This is a genomic window from Methylobacterium sp. P1-11 (assembly GCF_008329595.1).
Lineage (GTDB): Bacteria > Pseudomonadota > Alphaproteobacteria > Rhizobiales > Beijerinckiaceae > Methylobacterium.
The window spans coordinates 104,763-125,833 of the sequence record NZ_NPKS01000009.1; the positions used below are offsets into that span (position 1 = coordinate 104,763).

Genomic DNA, 21,071 nt, shown 5'->3' on the forward strand with positions numbered 1-21,071 from the left:
CCGGCGGAGTGACGTCCGCGGCCGTCTGACAAGGCTTCGACTGCCGCCGCGCGCATCCGCCCGCTTGCTCCTCGCCGGGCACGGGCTAGACTCACGCCCATGAAGCAAGCACCCGGGCCGACGCCGGAGACCGCCGCACTGACCGTGCGAGCGCTTCCCGGATTGAAGGAGATCGGCGCCGCGGATTGGGATGCCTGCGCCTTCTCACCCGAGACCCTGGCCGACGGCGACGAGACCCACAATCCCTTCGTGTCGCACGCCTTCCTCTCGGCGCTGGAGGAGTCCGGCTGCGTCTCGCGCAGGACCGGCTGGCTGCCGCTCCATGTCTCCGTGGAGCGCGACGGCGAGCGTCTCGGGCTGGCGCCCTGCTACATGAAATCGCACAGCCAGGGCGAGTACGTGTTCGATCACGGCTGGGCCGACGCCTACGAGCGGGCCGGCGGCGAGTACTACCCGAAGCTGCAGGTAAGCGTGCCGTTCACGCCGGTGACCGGTCCGCGCTTCCTGATCGCCCCGGGCGCCGATCCGGATGAGGCCACCGCCGGGCTCGTTGCGGGCCTGCGGGCGTTGCGCGGCGAGACCAAGGCTTCCTCGGTCCACGTCACGTTCATGCGCGAGGCGGAGTGGGACAGGGCGGGGGCTGCCGGGTTCCTGCAGCGCACCGATCAGCAGTTTCACTGGCAGAACGACGGCTACGCGGACTTCGACGACTTCCTCGCCGCCCTCGCCTCGCGCAAGCGCAAGACCATACGCAAGGAGCGCCGCGACGCCCTCGCCCCCGGGATCACGGTGGAGCACCTGACCGGCGCCGACATCACCGAGGCCCATTGGGACGCGTTCTACGCCTTCTACATGGACACGGGCTCCCGGAAATGGGGGCGTCCCTACCTCAACCGCAGGTTCTTCTCGCTTCTGTCAGAGCGCATGGCCGACCGGGTGCTCCTCGTGATGGCCAAGCGGGCGGGCGCCTACATCGCCGGCGCGATCAACCTGATCGGAGACACGGCGCTCTACGGGCGCAACTGGGGCTGCATCGAGGATCACCCGTTCCTGCATTTCGAGGTCTGCTACTATCAGGCGATCGATTTCGCGATCGCCCGGGGTCTGAAGCGCGTCGAAGCCGGCGCCCAGGGGGAGCACAAGCTCGCCCGCGGCTACCGGCCCGTCCTCATGCACTCGGCCCACGACATCGCCGACCCGGCGCTGCGCCGCGCGGTGGCCGATTACTTGCAGCGGGAACGCGCCCACGTCGCCGAGGCGGTGGACGCCCTCGACACATTGACGCCCTTCCGGCGTACGGATGAGGGCGACGCCTGCGACGGCGCGGTGCGTTCCAAACCATCACCCCCCGAGAGCCCCTGAGACATGAGCCCGATCGACCGCATTCAGACCTATGCCGACGAGCTGACGGCGCTGCGCCGCGACCTGCATGCCCACCCGGAACTCGGCTTCGAAGAGGTCCGCACCGCCGGCATCGTCGCCGACCTTCTGGAAACATTCGGCTGCGAGGTGCATCGCGGCGTCGGCGGCACCGGCGTGGTGGGCTTGCTCAAGGGGCGCACCGACAACGGGAAGCGCATCGGCCTGCGCGCCGACATGGACGCCCTGCCAATCGAGGAGGAGACCAACCTCCCCTACCGCTCCACCTACGCCGGCAAGATGCACGCCTGCGGGCATGACGGCCACACCACGATGCTGGTCGGCGCGGCGCGCTACCTCGCCGAGACCCGCGACTTCGACGGCACGGCGGTGTTCGTCTTCCAGCCGGCCGAGGAGGGCCGCGGCGGCGCCCGGGCCATGCTGAAGGACGGGCTGTTCGAGCGCTTTCCCTGCGACGAGATCTACGGCCTGCACAACCAGCCCGGCGGCGGCCACGGCATGATCAAGCTGCGGCCCGGTCCGATCATGGCGGCGGCCGACTTCTTCGACATCCACATTCGCGGCAAGGGCATCCACGCCGCCCAGCCGCACCGGGGCGTCGATCCGATCATCATCGCCACCGGCCTCGCGCAGGCGCTCCAGTCGATCGTCTCGCGCAACGCCGATCCGCTGAAGTCCATCGTCCTATCGATCACCCGGATCGAGGCGGGCTCCGCCTACAACGTCATTCCGGAGACGGCCCATCTCGCCGGAACGATCCGCACCTTCGACAAGGAGATCCGGGCGCTCGCCGGCACCCGTATGCGCGAGCTGGCGGCGGGCTTCGGCGCGGCCTACGGCGCCGAGGTTACGGTCGACCTGCAGGACGTATTCTCCGTGCTGGAGAACGCCCCCGAGCAGGCGGCCGCCGCCACGGAGGTCGCCACCGAGCTGTTGGGGGCGGACAAGGTCGAGGCCAACGTCGTGCCGAAGATGGGCAGCGAAGACTTCGCCGACATGACCATGGCGGTGCCCGGCGCCTATGTCTGGCTCGGCGCCAATCCCGGCCCGGGCCTGCACAATGCCGGCTACAATTTCGACGATTCGATCATCCCGATCGGTAGCGCCTTCCTCGCGCGGATGGTCGAGCGCCGCACCGCCGCCTAACGTGCCGACATCGCTCGTCATCCGGGCTTTCCGGAGGGCGGGTGATGTCGCCCCGTCTGCCAGGGCGGCCGTCGACAGGCCGGCCGAACGGTGCGAATCCTGACAGACTAGGCCCGCGAACCAAGGCGGGCCGCGACGGGAGGAGGCAATGTCACCGGAGATACGGGAATCGCGCGCGGCGCTTATCCTGCTAGCCACCTCGGTAGGAGCGGTCCTGATTTTCGGCGCCTTCACGCTGCTCACGCAGCTCGGGTAAGGCGCGGCAGGAAGTACGGCGCTGCTCGATGATAGCGCTCGCTGCGGAGACCGCCGCCCTGACATCGTCGATCGCGGAGGATCTCAGATCGCCCTCGGCGGCCGCAGCAGGCCGATCCCGGCGGGATCGAATGCCGCACTCTTGATGATGGCGTGAACGTCGCGTCCCGGGATGAGCCCGAGTTCACGGACGGCCGCCGTCGTCACGCGCGCCACGATGCGTGCGCCGTTGCAGTCGATCTCCAGCGCCGTCTCGGCGCCCGCTGGAGCCGATGCGCAGATCCGGCCGGCCAGCACGTTGCGGGCGCTGAGCCCGCGGGGGCGCTCGATGGCGACGAGCACGTCGCGGGCGGGAATCCGGACGCGCAGCCGCGTCCCGGGGGGGCGCGACAGCCCCGGTACCAGGAGGCGCCCGGCGGTGCCGGCCAGGCATGTGAGCCCCGTCGCACCATCGACGGCTTCGACGACCATGTCGAGGAGCGCGCCGGCCTCGGCCTCGTGGATCGGCACGAGATCGGCCCGGCGCAGGATCGTTTCCGCTGGGCCGATGGCGGCCACCCGCCCGGATTCCAGCACGATCACCGTGGTGGCGAGCCGCGCCACCTCGGACACGGCGTGGCTGACATAGATGATCGGTACGCTGGCCTCGTCGCGCAGCCGCTCGATATAGGGGAGGATCTCGGCCTTGCGGGCCTCGTCCAGGGCCGCGAGGGGCTCGTCCATCAGAAGCAGGCGCGGCTTGGCCAATAGCGCCCGCCCGATCGCCACCCGTTGGCGCTCACCCCCCGAGAGGCCTGCAGGTCGCCGCTCGAGGAGATGGTCGATGCCGAGCATCCCCGTCACCGCCGAGAAGGCCGCGGGATCGGCACGGCGCCGCGCGAAGACGCGGCCGTAGCCGAGATTGCTCCGGACGCTGAGATGCGGGAACAACCGTGCATCCTGGAACACCACGCCGACCTGCCGCCGATGCGGCGGCAGGATCAGCCCGGTCGCGGTGTCGACCCACGGAGCCCCCCCGGCAACGATCCGGCCCCGGTCCGGCCGGGCGAGGCCGGCGATCAGGTCGATCAGCGTGGTCTTTCCGGAGCCGGAGCGCCCGAACAGGGCGGTGAGCCCAGACCCCGCCTCGAAGGTGGCGTCGAGCGCGAAGGCGCCGCGCCGGAGCTGGACATTGACCTGGATGCTCACGTGGCGGGACTCGGGTAACAGGGGCCCCGGCGCGTCCCGGCGCCGGCCCGGACTTGCCCGCGATGATCACGGTCCACCACCTTGAGAACAGCCGCTCGCAGCGCGTGCTCTGGCTGCTGGAGGAACTCGGGCTGCCCTACCGTGTGACGCGCTATGCCCGCGATCCCCGGACTCTGCGCGCGCCCCCCGAACTCGTGGCCGTGCACCCGCTCGGCAAGGCGCCGGTGATCACCGACGGCGCGACGGTGGTCGCGGAGACCGGCGCGATCGTCGCCTATCTCACGGGCCTGGCCAGCGAGCGGCTGGTGCCCGAACACGGGTCGGAGGCCCGACGGCGCTACGTCTACTGGTCGCATTACGCGGAAGGCTCGGCGATGCCGCCGCTGCTGCTGAAGCTGGTCTTCGGGCGGCTGGCGCCAAGCAGCCCGTGGTCGCTTCGTCCCCTCGTCCGCCGCATCGCCGACACGGTGGTGCGGGGGTTCGTCGATCCGGATCTGCGCCGGCATGCGGCCTTCTGGGAGACGGAACTCGCCGGCCAGCCGTATTTCTGCGGCGCCGACTTCACCGCGGCCGACATCCTGATGAGCTTCCCGCTGGAGGCCTTCGCGGCGCGGGGCACGGGCGCGGGCCCGCGCGTGAGGGACTGGCTCGCACGCATCCACGCCCGTCCGGCCTATCAGAGGGCGCTGCAGCAGGGCGGCCCCTACGCGTATGCCTGAGCGGGTCTTCCGCTTCGGGGCGTCGGCCATTCAGCCGGCCCCCAGCCGTCGCCCGACCCGCGTGGCCAGGACTTCCGAGACCAGCAGGGCCGTGACCGACAGCGCGATCGAGATCAGGGTGAGGCGCAGGGCCGGCCCTTCCCCGCCCGGAACCTGCGTCAGCGTGTAGATCGCCGACGGCAGCGTCTGGGTCTCGCCCGGGATGTTCGACACGAAGGTGATGGTCGCGCCGAACTCGCCCATCGCCTTGGCGAAGGCCAGCACGGCTCCCGCGAGGCAGCCGGGCAGGCTGAGCGGCAGCGTGATCGTCAGGAACACCGCGACGGGATGCGCGCCCAGCGTCCCGGCCGCCTGCTCCAGCCGCCGGTCCACCGCCTCAATCGACAGCCGCATCGCCCGCACCATGAGCGGGAACCCCATCACCGCGCAGGCGAGCGCCGCCCCCGTCCAGCGGAAGGAAAAGACCACGCCGATCTCGGCGAGGGGGGCGCCGAGCAGACCCCGGCGGCCGAAGGCCAGCAGCAGCAGGTAGCCGGTGACCACCGGGGGCAGGATCAGCGGCAGGTGGACCAGTCCGTCGAGCAGAGCGCGGCCTGGAAAGCGACGGCGCGCGAGCAGCCAGGCCACGGCGAGGCCGGGCACGAGGCTCGCGAGCGTGGCCACCGTGGCTACCCGAAGGCTCAGGCCGACGGCGGTCCATTCCTCCGGAGTCAGGCCGAGCAAGGGATTGGCGCGCCGCTACTGGCTGGCGCCGGGCTGCGCGACCACCGTGAAGCCCTGGCGCTCGAAGAAGCCCCGCGCATCCGGGCCGCGCAGGTAGGTGAGCAGGGTGCCTGCATCCGGATTGCGCGATTCCTTGGTCATGGCCGCCGGATAGACGATCGACGGGTGGCTGTCGGCCGGAAAGGTCGCCAGCACGTGCACGCTCGGCTCGGCGGCCGCATCGGTGGCGTAGACGATGCCGAGCGGCGCTTCGCCCCGAGCGACGAGCAGCAAGGCGGCGCGCACGTTCTCGGCCTGGGCGACCTGTCCCTTCACGGCCTCCCAGGCGCCGAGCTTCTCCAGGGCCGCCTTGCCGTACTTGCCGGCCGGGACGGCGTCGATCGTCGCCATCGCCAGGCGGCCGCCGCCGAGGATGCGCGTCAGCGTGCTGCCGAGATTCGGTGCCAGGGCGACCTGCGGATCCGCGCTACTGTCTTTCGGCCCGGGGGCGATCAGCACCAGGGCGTTGCGCAGGAGATCGAAGCGCGAGCCTGCCTTCAGCAGCCCGGCCCGGTCGACGTAGTCCATCCAGGCGTGGTCGGCCGAGATGAACAGGTCCGCCGGCGCGCCCGCCTCGATCTGCTTGGCGAGGGCGTTCGAGCCGGCATAGGAGATCCGCGCGGTCTTGCCGGTCGCCCTGGTCCAGGCGGTGGCGGCATCGTCCAGTGCGTTCTTGAGGCTTGCGGCCGCGAACACCACGATGGGCTCGTCCGCCCGCGCGGCGCGGTTGAGAGGGGCAAGCGCGAGCGACGCGAGGAAAAGCGCAGCGAGGATCCGTCGCGTCAGACGCATGAATGGGTTCTCCCCGTCGCGACCCGCTATATACGGCGGGGAACGACGGAGATCATACGAGCCCGGCAGCCACCGGCCAAGGGCCAGTCGCTGGCGTGGGACCGAGCAGACTTGTTCACGTCAGCCGAGCTTGGCTTCGGGACCGTCCTTCGGCTCGGCTTCCGCCCGGTGCAGGCGGCTCAGGAGAACCAGGAGATGGCCGGGGAGCGGCCCGTCCGGTGCGGGACCGCCGAAAATCCGTTCGCGCGGCCGGGCCTGCACGGCCGTACCGGTGACGACCACGGGCCCGCGGGGGCCGGAACGCCGGGACTTGGTCACGCTGTACGCACCCTGCTCAATCGTGATTCACGTAAAAAGCTGGCAAAAACGCGGGTCGTTGCGCCGGGTTCCACCGCAATGGTGGAGGACGTGGTCAACGGGCGAACATCCTGCCGCATTTCTGGGCGGTTCCAAGTGCGAATCGGGATATGGGGCCTACCAAGTCCGGATATCGTGCCGCTCGGGTGAGCGCCCTTCCGGGAGGCCGCTCATGCCATCCGCGACCAGCAGCGCCCACAGCGTGGCCGCGGCGGTGGTGACCACCGCGAAGAAGACGCTGATCAGGAGGGGCGAGATCATAGGGGTGCGATTGTCTGTCAAAACCGGCGCGCCGCTTCACGAAGTGCGGCGCGCCTGAGTTAAGGGTCTGGCCTCGAGGAAGCCGAGATTGTTTAAGCACACAGGCTGGCCCTTGGTACTGATTTAGGACGTGGAAAAGATAAGTATTGGCGCTTGTGTCTGCCCGGCCACAAAGGGCGGGACGGCACGTCGGCGAGCCTCCCCGCTCCATCGAGCCCGGTTTTTTTTCGCACCAGCCCCTGGGCTGCGGCGCGCCTCGGCGTTACAGCCCGGAACCATGCTCGAAGGCCTGCCGCCCCACCGCCCGTCCCATGTCCTGCGCCTGCTGACCGACGAACGCTCGGCCCGCGCGATGACCGATCTCCTGGGCGAGATGTTCGACCCCACCCAGACCGCGGTGGCGGCGTTCGAGGACGAGGACGGGCGCACATGGCGCCTCGAGGCCTATTTCGCGGATGAGCCCGACGAGGATTACGTCCGCGCGCTGATCCGGCCGGTGATCGGCGACGCGGCCGACGCGGCCGAGTTCCGCACGATCGCGCAGCAGGATTGGGTGCGCGCGTCGCTCGAGGGGCTGAAGCCGGTCCGGGCGGGGCGCTTCGTCGTGCACGGGTCGCACGACCGCGACGCCGTGCGAAGCAACGATCTGTCCATCGAGATCGAGGCGGCGCTGGCCTTCGGCACCGGCCATCACGGCACGACGCTGGGCTGTCTCCGGGCTCTGGTCTCGGAACTCAAGCGCCGGCGCCCGGCCCATATCCTCGATGTCGGCACCGGAACCGGAATCCTCGCCTTTGCGGCCGCCAAGGCGCTGCGGCAGCCCGTGGTGGCCGGCGACCTCGACGCGGAGGCCGTGCGCACGGCGCGCGAGAATGCCCGGGCCAACGGGCTCGGACCCTATCTCAAGCTCTACGAGGGGCCGGGGGTGCGCCACCGCCTCGCCGACCGGCCGCGCCATTTCGATCTCGTCTTCGCCAATATCCTGGCCCGGCCGCTGAGGCTTCTCGCGCCGACCCTGTCGCGGGTGGTCGCCGCCGAGGGCGTGCTGGTCCTGTCGGGCCTGATCGAGCGCGACGTGCCCGGCGTCCTCTCGGCCTACCGCCTGCAGGGCTTCTCGCTGGTGCGCCGCGGCGTCATCGAGGGGTGGGTTGCCGTGGTGCTGATGCGTGGCGGCGCGGCCCGACGCCCGCGGCGCTGAGCCGCTCCGAACCGCCCGCCCGCCGGCGCGTTATCCGGTCATGAGCCAGAGGTCGCTCCACGATCCGCCCGCGGACCCCATCGCCGAGGGTGCCCGCGCCCGGGCGCAGGGACGTCCGAAGGATGCCTGTCCCTATCCGGCCAATTCGGCAGCCCGCAAGGCGTGGCTGGAAGGGTATGACGGCGCGCCCAGCGAGCGGGCTCCGGACCTGCCGATGACCGACGCCTGATCAGCGCGCGGTGCGCAGCCGACCCGGCCGGCTCGGCCCGACCGGTTTCTCCGGATTCGACGATCCCGCCGGCTCTCCCTGCGCCACCGGCGCGCCGAGCGCCGCCATCAGCACGCGCAGACCGTCGATCCATTCCTCAAGTTCGGCGAGCGAGTCGAATCCGTCGCGGCGGATCACCGTGTCGGGCTCGATCGTCACGACGGCGTCGAAGCGGCCATCGGGTCTGTCGCTGATCCGGTAGTAAACGCGGCGTGGCATGTCCGAGGAATAGGCCAAATCCGGCGGCGTGATAAGATTGTTGACGATCTTTAACCACCGCATCCTGCCCCTCGTCGTGCGGGTGGGGTGTTGCGACGCGTGAGCGGCGGGCGCTAGGCTCGACGCATGACAGAGACCAGCCCGTCCCGGCCGCGGCCGCGCTTCCAGAGCTTCGAGGACCCGAGCCACCGGAAGGGCGCGGAGCGGATCGAGGCCCTGCGGGCCGCTCTGCGCGAGAACGGGCTCGACGGCTTTGTCGTGCCGCGGGCCGATGAGCATCAATCCGAATACGTTCCGGCCGATGCCGAGCGTCTGGCCTGGCTCACCGGCTTCACCGGCTCGGCCGGGACGGCCGTGATCCTGATGGAATCCGCGGCGCTGGTCGTCGACGGGCGCTACACCCTGCAGGCGCCCGAGCAGGTCGATACCGGAATCCTCGCGGTGGTGCCGCTGGCCGAGTCGACGCCGGAGGCCTGGATCGCCGCCAACCTCAGGCGGGATCAGGTGCTGGGTTACGATCCCTGGCTGCATACGCCGGATAGTCTGGCGCGCCTGGAGCGGGTCGTGACCCGGGCCGGCGGCGCGGTGCGGGCGGTGCCGAACCTCGTCGACGCGGTCTGGGCCGGCCGCCCGCGGCCGCCCGCTGGACCCGTGGTGGTCCATCCAGACACGCTGTGCGGCGAGGCATCCGCCGACAAGCTCGGCCGGGTCCGGGCAGCCCTCGCCGAAGGCGGCTGCGATGCCCTGGTGATCTCGGACCCGCACAATCTCGCCTGGGCCTTCAACCTGCGCGGCTCCGATGTCGCGCATACGCCGCTGGCGCTGGGCTACGCCATCCTGCCGCGCGCGGGGCTGGCGCGACTGTTCCTCGTCTCGCCGAACGTCGATCCGGCCCTGCGCGCGGTGCTCGCTCCGATCGCCGAGATTCTGCCCCGGGCAGAGCTGGACGACGGGCTGGCATCCCTGGCCGGCGTGCGCGTCCGCCTCGATGCGGCCACCGGTGCAGTCGCCCTGAAGGAGAAGATCGAAGCTGCCGGCGGCACCGCCGATGTCGGCAAGGATCCGATCACCGGCATGAAGGCGGTCAAGAACGCCGCCGAGATCGCGGGCGCGCGCGCCGCCCATATCCGTGATGGGGCGAGTGTCGTGCGCTTCCTCGCTTGGCTCGATGGCGCCGCCCTCGGCGGTGGCCTCACCGAGATCGCCGCCGTCGAGGCGCTCGAGGATTTCCGGGCCGCGGGCGGCGATCTGCGCGAGGTGTCGTTCCCGACGATCTCGGGATCCGGGCCGAACGGGGCGATCGTCCATTACCGGGTCAGCCGCACCACCGACCGGGCGGTCCAGACCGGCGAGCTGTTCCTGATCGATTCCGGTGCGCAATATCCAGACGGCACCACCGACATTACCCGCACGGTCGCGGTGGGTGCGCCGAGCGCTGAAATGCGCGACCGCTTCACACGGGTGCTGAAGGGACATGTCGCTATCGCCCGGGCGGTGTTCCCGGTCGGCACGACCGGCGCACAGATCGACGCCTTCGCACGGGCACCGCTCTGGCAGGCGGGCCTCGACTTCGATCACGGCACTGGCCACGGCGTCGGCGCCTTCCTGTCTGTGCACGAGGGGCCACAGCGGATCGCCAAGACCGGCACGGTGGCGCTGGAGCCCGGCATGATCCTGTCGAACGAGCCCGGCTATTACGCCCGCGGCGCCTACGGCATCCGGATCGAGAACCTTGTCTTGGTCGAGCCCCGCGCGATCGAGGGCGGCGAGCGCCCGATGCTCGGCTTCGAGACGTTGACGCTCGCCCCCTACGACCGGCGGCTGATCGAGCCGGACCTGCTCGAACCGGAGGAGCGCGCCTGGATCGACGCGTATCATGCCCGGGTATGCGAGGCCCTGGCGTCCGGGCTCGATGCCGGGACGCGCGACTGGCTGGAGCGGGCGACGGCACCGCTTGACGCTTAAGTCCCCGGCGCAGGACCCCGGACGCGTCCCGTGGTAAGACGCGGGACCATGAAAATGCCCGCCCCGGACCGGACACGCCGCGCATGAAACCGCGACCGTCCTGCGCGCGAAGGGACAGTATGATCCGCCGTCTCGCCATTCTGATCCTGGCCTTCGCCGCGAGCCTCTCGGCCGCTGCGGCGCAAGGTCTCCTGCAAGGCTTCCGTACGCCGCCGGACCTCGTGCGGGCGAGCCTCGTGGCGGAGCCTGCGGCGGTTTCTGGCGCGCAGCCTTTCACGCTGGCGGTGCGGATGCAGATCAAGCCGGGCTGGCACGTCTACTGGCGCAATCCGGGCGATTCCGGCCTGCCCCCGGAGGTGACCTGGACCCTGCCGGCCGGCTTCAACGCCGGCGCGATCCGGTGGCCGGCGCCGGAGCGCATCCCGATCGCGACGCTCATGAATTACGGTTACGAGGGCGAGGTCACGCTCCTCGTGCCCGTGACGCCGCCGCCGAGCCTCGACCCGGCCGATCCCGTGCAGATCCAGGCGAAGCTGACCTATCTCGTCTGCGAGACCGAGTGCGTCCCGGGTTCGGCCGATCTCGCTCTCACCCTGCCGGTGGGCAAGGCCGAGCCGGACCCGGCCAACGCCGCTCTGTTCGCGCGCGCCCGTGCCGCGCTGCCCGTGCCGGCGCTCTGGCCCCTGCGCCTGTCGAGCCAGGGCGACACCCTGCGCCTCGATTTCGCCGCGACCGGTCTCAAGGCCGACACGATCCGGAACGCCGCGTATTTTCCCTATGCCGAGACGGCGATCGACAACGCCGCCGCACAGGTAATGTCCGTCGACGAGACCGGCCTGCACCTGACCGTCGGGCGGAGCAGCCCGACCGATCCGGCTCCCGCCACACTCCCGGGCGTCCTGACGCTCGACGAGGTCGGCACCGCCGGAAGCCGCCGCCTCGCCTTCGCGTATGGGGACGAGCCCGTGCTCCCGGCCGCCGCGGCGGCCCCGAGCGCTCCGAGTCCGGTCGCAGCCCCGCCGGTCGCCGCCGACTTCGACGCGTTGACCCTCGCGACCGCCGCGGTCTTCGCCTTCCTGGGCGGGCTGATCCTCAACCTGATGCCCTGCGTCTTCCCGGTTTTGTCCATCAAGGTGCTGAGCCTCGTGCGGCATGCCGGCGAGGGGCCGGCCCGGCTGCGGATGCACGGCCTCGCCTATACGGCGGGCGTTCTGGTGAGCTTCCTGGGTCTTGCCGCGCTGTTGATCGCCCTGAAGGGCGGCGGGGCTGCGATCGGCTGGGGGTTCCAGCTGCAATCGCCCGCCATGGTGGCGGGGCTCGCCTATCTGCTGTTCGCGATGGGCCTGAGCCTGTCGGGTGCAGTCCATGTCGGCGGCCGTCTCGCCGGCCTTGGCGACGGCCTCACCCACCGTGCCGGCCTGAGCGGCTCGTTCTTCACGGGCGTGCTCGCGACCCTGGTGGCGACGCCCTGCACGGCGCCGCTCATGGGCTCGGCTGTGGGCTTCGCGCTGACCCAGAGCGCCGGCGTCGCGCTCGCCGTCTTCGCGAGCCTTGGCTTCGGCCTCGCCCTACCCTTCCTGGTGCTCACCCTCTGGCCGCGGGCCCTGCGTGCGCTGCCTCGGCCGGGCGCCTGGATGGAGACCCTGAAGCAGGTCCTCGCCTTCCCGGTCTACGCCACCGTGGCGTGGCTGATCTGGGTGCTGGCGCAGCAGGTGGATCCGCGCGGCCTGCTGGCGGCGCTGATCGGCCTGGTGCTGGTGGGCTTCGCCGCTTGGGCCTGGGAGCATGGCCGCGCCGCCGCGCCCAAGGTCGGCCGGGTCTCGCAGGCCGCCGCGGCTCTCGCGCTGATCGCCGTAGCCGCCCTTGCGGTGACCCTGCCGCGGGACCGCGCCGTGCCGTCGTCGGCGCAGGCCGCCGCCGACGGGGTCGAGCCGTTCACCCAGGCGCGCCTCGACGCCCTGGTCGACGCGCATCGCCCCGTCTTCATCGACATGACGGCCGCGTGGTGCATCACCTGCGCGGTGAACGAGGCGACCTCGCTCAACACCAGGGCGGTGCGCGCCGCGATGGCCGAGCGCGGCGTGACCTACATGAAAGGCGACTGGACCAACCAGAATCCCGAGATCACCCGCCTCCTGGAGAAGCACGGGCGCAGCGGCGTCCCGCTCTACCTGCTCTACACCGGAACCGGGGAACCCCAGGTTCTCCCGCAGATCCTCACCGAGGGGACGGTTCTGGCGGCGCTGGAGGCGGTGCCAGCCGTGTCCGGCCGGAGCGCTGCGCTGGCTCGCTGAAAGGTCGAGAGGGTCCTGAAGCCGCATGCGCGTCGAAACGCCCGGCCCGCCGTCCTTGCGAGCGGAGCGACGCAATCCGGCGGCGCCGCACCCGCCGACGTCGTATGGCCGAGCGGCACGGCACCGCGCGCGTACCGAGGCTGCGGCCGACCGATCCTCGTTCCGGTACGCTTCGATCCCGCCTCAGGCTTCCAGCGAGAAGGTCTCGTCGAAGGCATAGCCCGAGCCGCGAACCGTGCGGATCGGATCGGCTTGGCGCGGGCCGTTCAGCGCCTTGCGCAGCCGCCCGACATGGACGTCGACGGTGCGCTCGTCGATGTAGACGTCGTGCCCCCAGACCCCGTCGAGAAGCTGCTCGCGGGAGAAGACCCGGCCGGGCGCCAGCATCAGGAATTCCAGGAGCCGGAACTCTGTGGGGCCCAGATGCAGCTCTTCGCCGCCGCGCCGGACGCGGTGGCCGGTCCGGTCGAGTTCCAGGTCGCCCGCCGCCAGCCGATCCGAGACATGGGCGGGCTTGGCCCGACGCAGCAGCGCGCGGATCCGGGCGAGCAGTTCCGGCACGGAAAACGGCTTGACGATGTAGTCGTCGGCGCCGGTGCCGAGACCGCGGACCCGGTCGCCCTCCTCGCCCCGGGCGGTGAGCATGATCACCGGCAGCCGCTCGGTCTCGCGGCGCGCCCGGATTCGGCGGCACAGCTCGATCCCCGAGAGGCCGGGTAGCATCCAGTCGAGCAGGACGAGGTCCGGGATCCGCTCCGCCAGGAGCAGTTCGGCATCGTCGCCGCGCGCCGCCGAATCCACCAGGAAACCCTCGGCCTCCAGGTTGTAGCGCAGCAGCGTGGTCAGCGCCTCCTCGTCCTCGACGATCAGGACTTGCATGCTCACGTTCGAAGATCCGTTCTACCGGCGGTCCGGCGGATGCTGCAGGAGGCGCCGCCGCGCCTCAACCCACACGCACGGTCACCCCGGCCGCGCCCGGCGGGAAGGCGCGCGCCGTGCGGCGCCGGGGCCGGGGCCGGGCGCTCACGGAGCCTGGACACCGTCCACCGTCACATAGTTCGACGCATCGTTCTTGGGCCGGTCGCCCGCCAGGGTTTCGCCGGTGGCGAGATAGTGGATCGTCTCGGCGATGTTGGTGGTGTGGTCGCCGATGCGCTCGACGTTCTTGGCGCAGAACAGCAGATGCGTGCAGAACGAGATGTTGCGCGGATCCTCCATCATGTAGGTCAGGAGCTCGCGGAACAGGGAATTGTACAGGGCGTCGATCTCGCCGTCGCGCTCCCAGACGTCGTGGGCCGCCTGGACGTCGCGGCTCGCATAGGCGTCGAGCACGTCCTTGAGCTGGCCCTCGGCGAGGTCGCTCATGTGGCGCACGCCGAGCACGATCTTTTGGGCCGGCGCCTGGTCGGAGATCGCCACCACGCGCTTGGCGACGTTCTTGGCGAGGTCGCCGATCCGCTCGAGATCGCCGGAGACGCGGATCGCCGAGATGGTCTCGCGCAGGTCGATCGCGAGGGGCTGGCGCCGGGCGATCAGCAGGACCGCGCGCTCCTCGATGTCCCGCTGCAGCGCGTCGAGGCGCTTGTCGGCGAGGATCACCGCCTGGGCGAGCGTGTCGTCCCGGCGCACGAGGGCGTCGGTCGCCTCCGCGGTCATCTTCTCGGCCACGCCGCCCATCTCCGAGATCGAGCGACGGAGGTTCTCCAGGTCGGTGTCGTAGGAGGTGACGATATGGCCGGGCATGGTGGATCCTTCGATGGGGTCCCGGGAACGGCGCGCCGGGGTGGCTTGCTGGGGCTTTCCGGCGCGCTGGCCGCCAGGTCCCGGGATCTCCCGGACAGACTAGCCGAAGCGGCCGGTGATGTAGTCCTGCGTGCGGCGTTCCGTCGGGTTCATGAACATCCGATTGGTCGGACCGAACTCGACGAGCTGCCCCAGATACATGAAGGCGGTGAACTGCGAGATGCGTGCCGCCTGCTGCATGTTGTGGGTGACGATCACGATGGTGAACTCGTCGCGCAGTTGCTCGATCAGCTCCTCGATGCGTCCGGTGGAGATCGGGTCGAGGGCCGAGGTCGGCTCGTCGAACAGGATCACCTCCGGTTTCTGCGCCACCGTCCGGGCGATGCACAGGCGCTGCTGCTGACCGCCGGACAGGCCGGTCCCCTGCTGCCGAAGCTTGTCCTTCACCTCGTCCCACAGGGCGGCCTTGCGCAGGGATTCCTCGATCCGGCCGTCCAGCTCGGATTTTGGCAGCTTCTCGTAGAGGCGCAGGCCGAAGGCGACGTTGTCGTAGATCGACATCGGGAATGGCGTCGGCTTCTGGAACACCATGCCGATGCGCGAGCGCAGCTCGTTCAGGTCGATGGACGGGCTGAGGATGTTCTCGCCGTCGAGCAGGATCTCGCCCTCCGCCCGCTGCTCCGGGTAGAGGCTGTAGATCCGGTTGAAGCAGCGCAGCAGGGTCGACTTCCCGCAGCCGGAGGGTCCGATCAGCGCCGTGACCTGCCGGTCGTGGAAGTTGAGGTTGACGTCCTTCAGCCCGTGGAAGCTGCCGTAGTAGAAGTTCAGGTCCTTCACGGCGATCCGCACGGGGCCGCCCTCGTCGGCGCGGTTGCGGTTCAGCTCGACCGTGGGGATCGCGGAGGCGGCGTTCATCGTCGTGTCCTCGAAAGGGGTCTCAGCGCGAGGTCTGCGGCTTGATCACGAGGCGCGCGATGATCGACAGCGCCAGGATGGCCGCGGTGATCAGGAGCGCGCCCGCCCAGGCGAGGCCCTGCCAGTTCGGGTAGGGCGAGAGGGCGAACTGGTAGATCATCACCGGCAGGTTCGCGACGCCGCCCATCAGGTTGGCGGAGAACCAGGAATTGTTGTTGAGCGCGGTGAACAGCAGCGGCGCCGTCTCGCCGGCGATGCGGGCGAGCGCCAGGATGATGCCGGTCACGATGCCGGCCGAGGCCGCCCGCCACGTCACGCTCATGATCACCGTCGAGGGCGGCGCCCCGAGGGCCGCGCCGGCCTCCCGCAGGGTGCCGGGAACGAGGCGCAGCATGTCCTCGGTGGTGCGCACGATCACCGGAACCGCGATGATCGCGAGCGCCACGCCGCCGGCCCAGCCCGAATAGGTCCCCATCGGCCGCACCATCAGCGTGTAGACGAAGAGGCCGATCAGGATCGAGGGCGCCGAGAGCAGGATATCGTTCAGGAAGCGGATCAGCGCCGCCAGCTTCGAGCCGCGCCCGTACTCGGCAAGGTACGTCCCGGCCATCACGCCGACCGGCGTGGCGATCAGGATGCCGATCCCGGTCAGGACGAGGCTGCCCAGGATGGCGTTGGCGATGCCCCCGCCCTCGGAGCCGGGGCCCGGTGTCGGGTTGGTGAACAGGGTCGGCGTGAAGCCGCGCACGCCCTGGACGATCAGCATCACCAGGATCGAGCCGAGGACCAGGGCGCCCACCAGCGTCGCGCCGGAGCAGGCGACACGCAGGGCGCGGTCGGCGATGCGGCGGCCCTGACGAACCCGGCCGGAGCGGCGCGGAGCGGTCGCGGTCATCATGGGGGAGGCATCCATCGCGCGTGCTCCTCAGGCGGCCTGGACGCGGCGCGTCAGCAACCGGGCAATGATGAGCACCACGAAGGTGATCACGAACAGGATGCAGCCCAAGGCCATCAGCGCGTTGAGCTGGAGGCCGTCCGCCTCGTTGAACTCGTTGGCGATGCGCGACGCGATGGTCGAACTCGGGTCGAAGATCGAGGCCGAGAGGCGGTTGGCGTTGCCGATCACGAAGGTCACCGCCATCGTCTCGCCCAGCGCGCGGCCGAGGCCGAGCATGATCGCACCGATGATCGACACCGCGGCCTGCGGCACCAGCACGTGACGCACCACCTCCCAGGTGGTGCAGCCGATGCCGTAGGCGCTCTCGCGCAGGACCGTGGGAATCTGGTCGAGCATGTCGCGGGCGATCGAGGCGATGAACGGCACGATCATGATCGCCAGGATGATCCCGGCGGTGAACACGCCGACGCCCGAGGGAACCCGGGCATAGAACAGCGTGCCGATGATCGGCATGCCCTCGACGAGGTTCGAGACCGGCATCTGGACGTAGCGCGCGAACAGCGGCGCGAACACGAACAGGCCCCACATGCCGTAGATGATGCTCGGCACGGCGGCGAGCAGCTCGATCGTCATGGCGACCGGCTTGCGCGCCCAGCCCGGGCAGAGCTGGGTGAGATAGACCGCGATCCCGAGGGAGACGGGGACGCCGATCAGCAGCGCCAGGAAGGCGGAGGCGACGGTCCCGATCACCGCCACCAGGGCGCCGTACTGCTCGGTCCCGACATTCCAGGCACTGGATGTGAGGAAGCCGAAGCCGAACTCGCGGAAGGCCGGCCAGCCGCCGTAGAGGATCGAGCCGAGGATTCCGGCGAGGACGAGGAGAACCAGCAGCGCGGCGCCGTAGGAGCAGCTCCGGAAAACGGTGTCGAGGCTCCGGCTCGGCGCCTTCCGCGCCGTTGCACCACGCGTTCGGCCGAGGGCGATCGATTCTGTCAAAGCGGGCATCCGCGATTCTCTGCGAAGGGGGGCGTGGTAGCGCGCTGCGTTCCCGGAAGCGAGGGAGGAGGTTCTCACCTCCTCGCGGCCACGCTCACATGTTGAAGACAGACTTACCGTCCTTGCCCTTCACGTCCTTCCACTCCTGGTGGATCAGATCGACGACGTTGTCCGGCAGCGGGACATAGTCGAGGTCGGTGGCAAGCTTGTCGCCATTCTTGTAGGCCCAGTCGAAGAACTTGAGCACATCGGCGGCCTTGGCCGGATCCGCGGCATCCTTGTGGACCAGGATGAAGGTCGCCGCCGTGATCGGCCACGCATCCTCACCCGGCTGATTGGTCAGCGAGATGCCGAAGCCCGGGGTCGACTTCCAATCGGCGCTCGCCGCCGCGGCCTGGAACGCCTTGTCGTCGGGCTGCGGATACTTGCCGGCCTTGTTCTGCAGGAGGGCGTAGGAGAGCTTGTTCTGCTTGGCGTAGGCGGACTCGACGTAGCCGACCGCGTTCGGAACCTGCTTCACGGTGGCGGTGACGCCCTCGTTGCCCTTGCCGCCCTGACCCACCGGCCAGGAGATCGTCGTGGCCGCACCGTATTCCTTCTTCCAGGTCTCGGAGACCTGAGCCAGGTAGGTGGTGAAGATGTTGGTCGTGCCCGACGCATCGGAGCGGTAGACCGGGGTGATGTTCGCGTCGGGGAGCTTCAGCCCGTCATTGAGCTTGGCGATCCGAGGATCGCTCCACTTCGCGATCTTGCCGGCGTAGATGTCGGCCAGCACGTCGCCCGTGAGCTTGAGCTTGCCCGGCTCGATCCCGGGAATGTTCACCACCGGCACGACGCCGCCCATGACGGTCGGGAACTGGACGAGGCCGTCCTTGGCAAGCTGCTCGGGCTTCAGGGGCGCGTCGGTAGCGCCGAAATCGACCGTCTTGGCCTGGATCTGCTTGATGCCGCCGCCGGAGCCGATCGACTGATAGTTGAGGCCCGCGCCGGTCTCCTTGCGATAGGCCTCGGCCCACTTGGAATAGACCGGGAAGGGGAACGTGGCCCCGGCGCCGGTGATATCGGCGGCGAGCGCCGCGGACGCCAGCTGAACCGTCGCGAGGCCGACGGCGAGCGCGTAAGCGAAGGGTCTCAAGGGATTCTCCGTTGCCGTCGGGCAAGAGCCTGCGCTGCGCTGCCGGCAAGCCCATGCCCGCGGCAGAGCTCTGCGGCCGATCTTCCGAAGAGACCCAGCGCCGGCCGCCCGATGGACGGGCGGTTACGACAGGTAGATGACACCGGCATGACATCGCGCCGCGGTTCCCGCGGCACGGTTCCGGGATCTCGCGCGTTCCTCTTCGGCAACGGCGATGGAAGGATATCGGAATCGTGGGCGGCGAGGAGGTCGATACAGCGGCGGAAGCCGATCCGGCCTGGTTGGCCCTGCACGCGGAGCGGGAAGCTGTGGAGCGTGCGCTGACGCTGGCACAGGCGCGTCAGAAATTCAGCGCCGATCCGGCTGCCGCCAGCGCGGCGCGGTGCGAGGAGGCGGAATTGCTGGTCAGCCTCGACCGCGTGCTGACGCTGATTCGGGCTGCCGAGTACCGGCGACGGCCGGGCGCGCGCCGCTGGTAGCGGCGCGGGGCCGGGTCAGATCGCCCGGCGCAACTCCCGCTCCTTCTGGCGCAGGCGCAGGAGCAGCTCCACGTGGGTGTCGGTGATCGGCTGCGTGTCGACGCTGCCCTCGTAGACCGTGCGGAGGGTGAGGCCGAGCTGGCGGGTGTCGACCGCGCGCTTCAGCGGTCGTCCCGCAGGCAGGTGCGCATCGGACTCGACGAGTGACGGCTTCATGGCTCCCTCCCGCCCTTCGACCGCCCAAACCTGCCGCGGCACCGGGATGGAGGCACTCTCACTATGAATGGTTAACGAATCGTTGCATGCAACCAATGGTTAAGGTTGCCGGCAGATTATGCATCGGCGCCCTGGAGGAGCCGTGCCGCGGCCGCGCGGGCCTCGTCGGTGACGATGGCGCCCGCCAGCATCCGGGCGATCTCCTCTCGGCGCTCGGCGACCGGCAGGCTCGCCACGCGGGTGGCAACGCGGCCGGCTCCTTTCACCGGCGCCTTGGCGATCAGGAAATGCGTCTCGGCGCGGGCGGCGACCTGGGGGGCATGGGTCACCGCGACCACCTGCACGGTCGCTGCCAGCCGGGCGAGCCGCATCCCGATTGCATCCGCCACCGCACCGCCGACTCCGGTATCGATCTCGTCGAAGATCAGGGTCGGGGCGGAGCCCTTGTCGGCCAGCACCACCTTGAGGGCCAGCATGAAGCGCGACAGCTCACCGCCCGAGGCGACCTTCATCATCGGGCCGGGCTTGGTCCCCGGATTGGTCTGGGCCCAGAACTCGACCCGGTCGGTGCCGGCCGGATCGCGGGATTCCGGATCCGTGACGATCTCGGTGATGAACCGGGCCCGCTCCAGCTTGAGGGGCGGCAACTCGGCCTTCACGGCAGCGTCGAGCTGCTTGGCTGCGCGGCGGCGCCCGGCACTGAGCCTCTCAGCGGCCTCGGCATAGGCGGCCTCGGCCGCCGCGAGCGCCTGCGCGAGCCCGGCCAGAGCCGCCTCGCCGGCATCGATGGCCGCAACGTCGTTGGCGTAGCGCTGCGCCAGGGCCGCGAGGTCGTCGGCCGGAACGTCGTATTTCCGCGAGGCGGCGCGCAGGGCGAAGAGCCGCTCCTCCACGCGCTCCAGGTCGCGGGGATCAAACTCCGTCTCGGCCACCGCCGCGTCGAGGATTGCACGGGCCTCGTCGAGGGCGACCATCGCGGCGTCGAGGGCCGTCACGCACGGCTCCACGAGAGCCGGTAGCTGCGCGGCGCGGCGCTCCAGCTTACGCAGGGCGGCGGAGAGATGCGACACGCCGGAATGAGGACCGGCGACCGCTTCCAGAGCTTCGTTGAGCTCGCGCGCGACCTTCTCGGATTGCTGCATGATCGTGCGGCGCTCGGCGAGCTGGGCCTCCTCACCGGGAAGCGGCGCGAGTTCGGCGAGTTCCTCCACGGCATGGCGCAGGAAGTCGGCCTCCTTGCGGGCCGTCTCCACGCGGGCGCGGTGCTCGGCGAGTTCGGTGCGGGCCGTCCTCACGGCCCGCGACGCAGCCGCGACCTTGGCGAGCTGAGCGTGAAGCCCACCGAAGGCATCGAGGATCGCCCGGTGCGAGGCGGGGTCTGCGAGCGCCCGGTCGTCGTGCTGCCCATGGATCTCCACCAGGGCCGCGCCGATCGCCCGGAGGACCTGCACGCCCACCGGCTGGTCGTTGACGAAGGCGCGGGTGCGGCCGTCCGCCATCTGGGTCCGGCGCAGGATCAGCTCGCCCTCGGTGTCGATCTCGGCCTCGGCCGCGATCCGGCGCGCGGGATGGTCGACGGGCAGATCGAACACCGCCGTGACGACGCCCTGCGCCTCGCCGTGGCGCACCAAGCGGCCGTCGCCGCGGCCGCCGAGCGCCAGGGCGAAGGCGTCGAGCAGGATCGATTTGCCCGCGCCCGTCTCTCCGGTCAGGACGCTGAGCCCCGATCGGAAATTCAGTTCGAGCCTATCGATCAGGACGATGTCGCGGATCGCGAGCTGCGCCAGCATGCGGCGACGGGGATTCCTCAGGATGGGACCGCAGACATAAGGCTGCTGCGGCGCGGATTCACCCCAAAAATGCGTCACACCGCTCAGTCGGTGTG

At 70.2% G+C, this 21,071-nt stretch carries 22 protein-coding genes; 8 read left to right on the forward strand and 14 right to left on the reverse strand.

Annotation, left to right across the window (positions count from 1 at the left end; genetic code table 11):
• Positions 1-99: 99 nt before the first annotated feature.
• Together CIW48_RS11545 and CIW48_RS11550 are read left to right on the forward strand one after the other, a co-directional pair.
• Positions 100-1,362 (forward strand): GNAT family N-acetyltransferase, encoded by a 1,263-nt coding sequence (locus tag CIW48_RS11545; protein WP_149310907.1) that lies wholly within the window; start codon positions 100-102, stop codon positions 1,360-1,362.
• Between the two features lie 3 nt (positions 1,363-1,365).
• Complete coding sequence (locus CIW48_RS11550) at positions 1,366-2,526, forward strand: M20 aminoacylase family protein (RefSeq protein ID WP_149310908.1); 1,161 nt, start codon at positions 1,366-1,368, stop codon at positions 2,524-2,526.
• 339 nt (positions 2,527-2,865) lie between these two features.
• Here the strand turns inward: CIW48_RS11550 and modC are convergent, their stop codons facing one another.
• The gene (gene modC / locus CIW48_RS11555) at positions 2,866-3,969 is read right to left on the reverse strand and encodes a molybdenum ABC transporter ATP-binding protein (RefSeq protein WP_149310909.1); all 1,104 of its coding nucleotides are present in this window, start codon (positions 3,967-3,969) and stop codon (positions 2,866-2,868) included.
• Positions 3,970-4,031: 62 nt separating this feature from the next.
• Between modC and CIW48_RS11560 the strand changes: the two genes are divergently transcribed.
• The gene (locus tag CIW48_RS11560; RefSeq protein ID WP_149310910.1) at positions 4,032-4,688 is read left to right on the forward strand and encodes a glutathione S-transferase; all 657 of its coding nucleotides are present in this window, start codon (positions 4,032-4,034) and stop codon (positions 4,686-4,688) included.
• Positions 4,689-4,718: 30 nt separating this feature from the next.
• On the opposite strand, the gene modB is transcribed toward CIW48_RS11560, so the two are convergent.
• The 4 genes from modB to CIW48_RS33215 form a co-directional block, all read right to left on the reverse strand.
• Entirely contained in the window at positions 4,719-5,411 is a 693-nt protein-coding gene (modB, locus tag CIW48_RS11565) for a molybdate ABC transporter permease subunit (RefSeq protein WP_149310911.1), read from the reverse strand.
• 15 nt (positions 5,412-5,426) lie between these two features.
• Positions 5,427-6,242 carry a molybdate ABC transporter substrate-binding protein gene (gene modA / locus CIW48_RS11570; RefSeq protein WP_149310912.1) on the reverse strand — a complete coding sequence of 272 codons (816 nt, stop codon included), beginning with the start codon at positions 6,240-6,242 and terminating at the stop codon, positions 5,427-5,429.
• Positions 6,243-6,362: 120 nt separating this feature from the next.
• Positions 6,363-6,560, reverse strand: coding sequence for a hypothetical protein (locus CIW48_RS11575; protein WP_091784025.1), 198 nt, complete (start codon positions 6,558-6,560; stop codon positions 6,363-6,365).
• 156 nt (positions 6,561-6,716) lie between these two features.
• The gene (locus CIW48_RS33215; RefSeq protein WP_173009245.1) at positions 6,717-6,860 is read right to left on the reverse strand and encodes a hypothetical protein; all 144 of its coding nucleotides are present in this window, start codon (positions 6,858-6,860) and stop codon (positions 6,717-6,719) included.
• Positions 6,861-7,137: 277 nt separating this feature from the next.
• Between CIW48_RS33215 and CIW48_RS11580 the strand changes: the two genes are divergently transcribed.
• Positions 7,138-8,058 (forward strand): 50S ribosomal protein L11 methyltransferase, encoded by a 921-nt coding sequence (locus CIW48_RS11580; protein ID WP_149310913.1) that lies wholly within the window; start codon positions 7,138-7,140, stop codon positions 8,056-8,058.
• Between the two features lie 40 nt (positions 8,059-8,098).
• Positions 8,099-8,287: an Rmf/CrpP family protein gene (locus CIW48_RS11585; protein ID WP_091784031.1), complete on the forward strand. Its 189-nt coding sequence runs from the start codon at positions 8,099-8,101 to the stop codon at positions 8,285-8,287.
• Here CIW48_RS11585 and CIW48_RS11590 read toward each other — a convergent pair whose 3' ends face one another.
• Positions 8,288-8,608 (reverse strand): hypothetical protein, encoded by a 321-nt coding sequence (locus CIW48_RS11590; protein ID WP_246695205.1) that lies wholly within the window; start codon positions 8,606-8,608, stop codon positions 8,288-8,290.
• A 63-nt stretch (positions 8,609-8,671) separates the two neighbouring features.
• Here CIW48_RS11590 and CIW48_RS11595 point away from each other — a divergent pair, with 63 nt between their 5' ends.
• Together CIW48_RS11595 and CIW48_RS11600 are read left to right on the forward strand one after the other, a co-directional pair.
• Positions 8,672-10,510, forward strand: coding sequence for an aminopeptidase P family protein (locus CIW48_RS11595; protein WP_149310914.1), 1,839 nt, complete (start codon positions 8,672-8,674; stop codon positions 10,508-10,510).
• 119 nt (positions 10,511-10,629) lie between these two features.
• Positions 10,630-12,804, forward strand: coding sequence for a protein-disulfide reductase DsbD domain-containing protein (locus tag CIW48_RS11600; protein WP_173009246.1), 2,175 nt, complete (start codon positions 10,630-10,632; stop codon positions 12,802-12,804).
• A gap of 183 nt (positions 12,805-12,987) precedes the next feature.
• Here the strand turns inward: CIW48_RS11600 and phoB are convergent, their stop codons facing one another.
• The 6 genes from phoB to pstS all read right to left on the reverse strand — a co-directional run bounded on the left by phoB (position 12,988) and on the right by pstS (position 18,491).
• Positions 12,988-13,683, reverse strand: a complete 696-nt coding sequence (gene phoB / locus CIW48_RS11605) for a phosphate regulon transcriptional regulator PhoB (protein ID WP_012319307.1) — start codon at positions 13,681-13,683, stop codon at positions 12,988-12,990.
• Positions 13,684-13,827: 144 nt separating this feature from the next.
• Positions 13,828-14,547: a phosphate signaling complex protein PhoU gene (gene phoU / locus CIW48_RS11610; protein ID WP_091784040.1), complete on the reverse strand. Its 720-nt coding sequence runs from the start codon at positions 14,545-14,547 to the stop codon at positions 13,828-13,830.
• Between the two features lie 99 nt (positions 14,548-14,646).
• On the reverse strand, positions 14,647-15,462 hold the full coding sequence (gene pstB, locus CIW48_RS11615) for a phosphate ABC transporter ATP-binding protein PstB (protein WP_149310915.1): 816 nt from the start codon (positions 15,460-15,462) through the stop codon (positions 14,647-14,649).
• A 22-nt stretch (positions 15,463-15,484) separates the two neighbouring features.
• Entirely contained in the window at positions 15,485-16,375 is an 891-nt protein-coding gene (gene pstA, locus CIW48_RS11620; protein WP_149310916.1) for a phosphate ABC transporter permease PstA, read from the reverse strand.
• Between the two features lie 12 nt (positions 16,376-16,387).
• The gene (gene pstC, locus CIW48_RS11625) at positions 16,388-17,365 is read right to left on the reverse strand and encodes a phosphate ABC transporter permease subunit PstC (RefSeq protein WP_149310917.1); all 978 of its coding nucleotides are present in this window, start codon (positions 17,363-17,365) and stop codon (positions 16,388-16,390) included.
• An 85-nt stretch (positions 17,366-17,450) separates the two neighbouring features.
• Positions 17,451-18,491, reverse strand: a complete 1,041-nt coding sequence (gene pstS / locus CIW48_RS11630) for a phosphate ABC transporter substrate-binding protein PstS (protein WP_149310918.1) — start codon at positions 18,489-18,491, stop codon at positions 17,451-17,453.
• 233 nt (positions 18,492-18,724) lie between these two features.
• Here pstS and CIW48_RS11635 point away from each other — a divergent pair, with 233 nt between their 5' ends.
• Entirely contained in the window at positions 18,725-18,970 is a 246-nt protein-coding gene (locus tag CIW48_RS11635) for a hypothetical protein (protein WP_091784057.1), read from the forward strand.
• Positions 18,971-18,985: 15 nt separating this feature from the next.
• On the opposite strand, the gene CIW48_RS11640 is transcribed toward CIW48_RS11635, so the two are convergent.
• Together CIW48_RS11640 and recN are read right to left on the reverse strand one after the other, a co-directional pair.
• On the reverse strand, positions 18,986-19,186 hold the full coding sequence (locus CIW48_RS11640) for a hypothetical protein (RefSeq protein WP_149310919.1): 201 nt from the start codon (positions 19,184-19,186) through the stop codon (positions 18,986-18,988).
• 116 nt (positions 19,187-19,302) lie between these two features.
• Positions 19,303-20,976 (reverse strand): DNA repair protein RecN, encoded by a 1,674-nt coding sequence (recN, locus tag CIW48_RS11645; protein ID WP_149310920.1) that lies wholly within the window; start codon positions 20,974-20,976, stop codon positions 19,303-19,305.
• Positions 20,977-21,071: the final 95 nt, after the last annotated feature.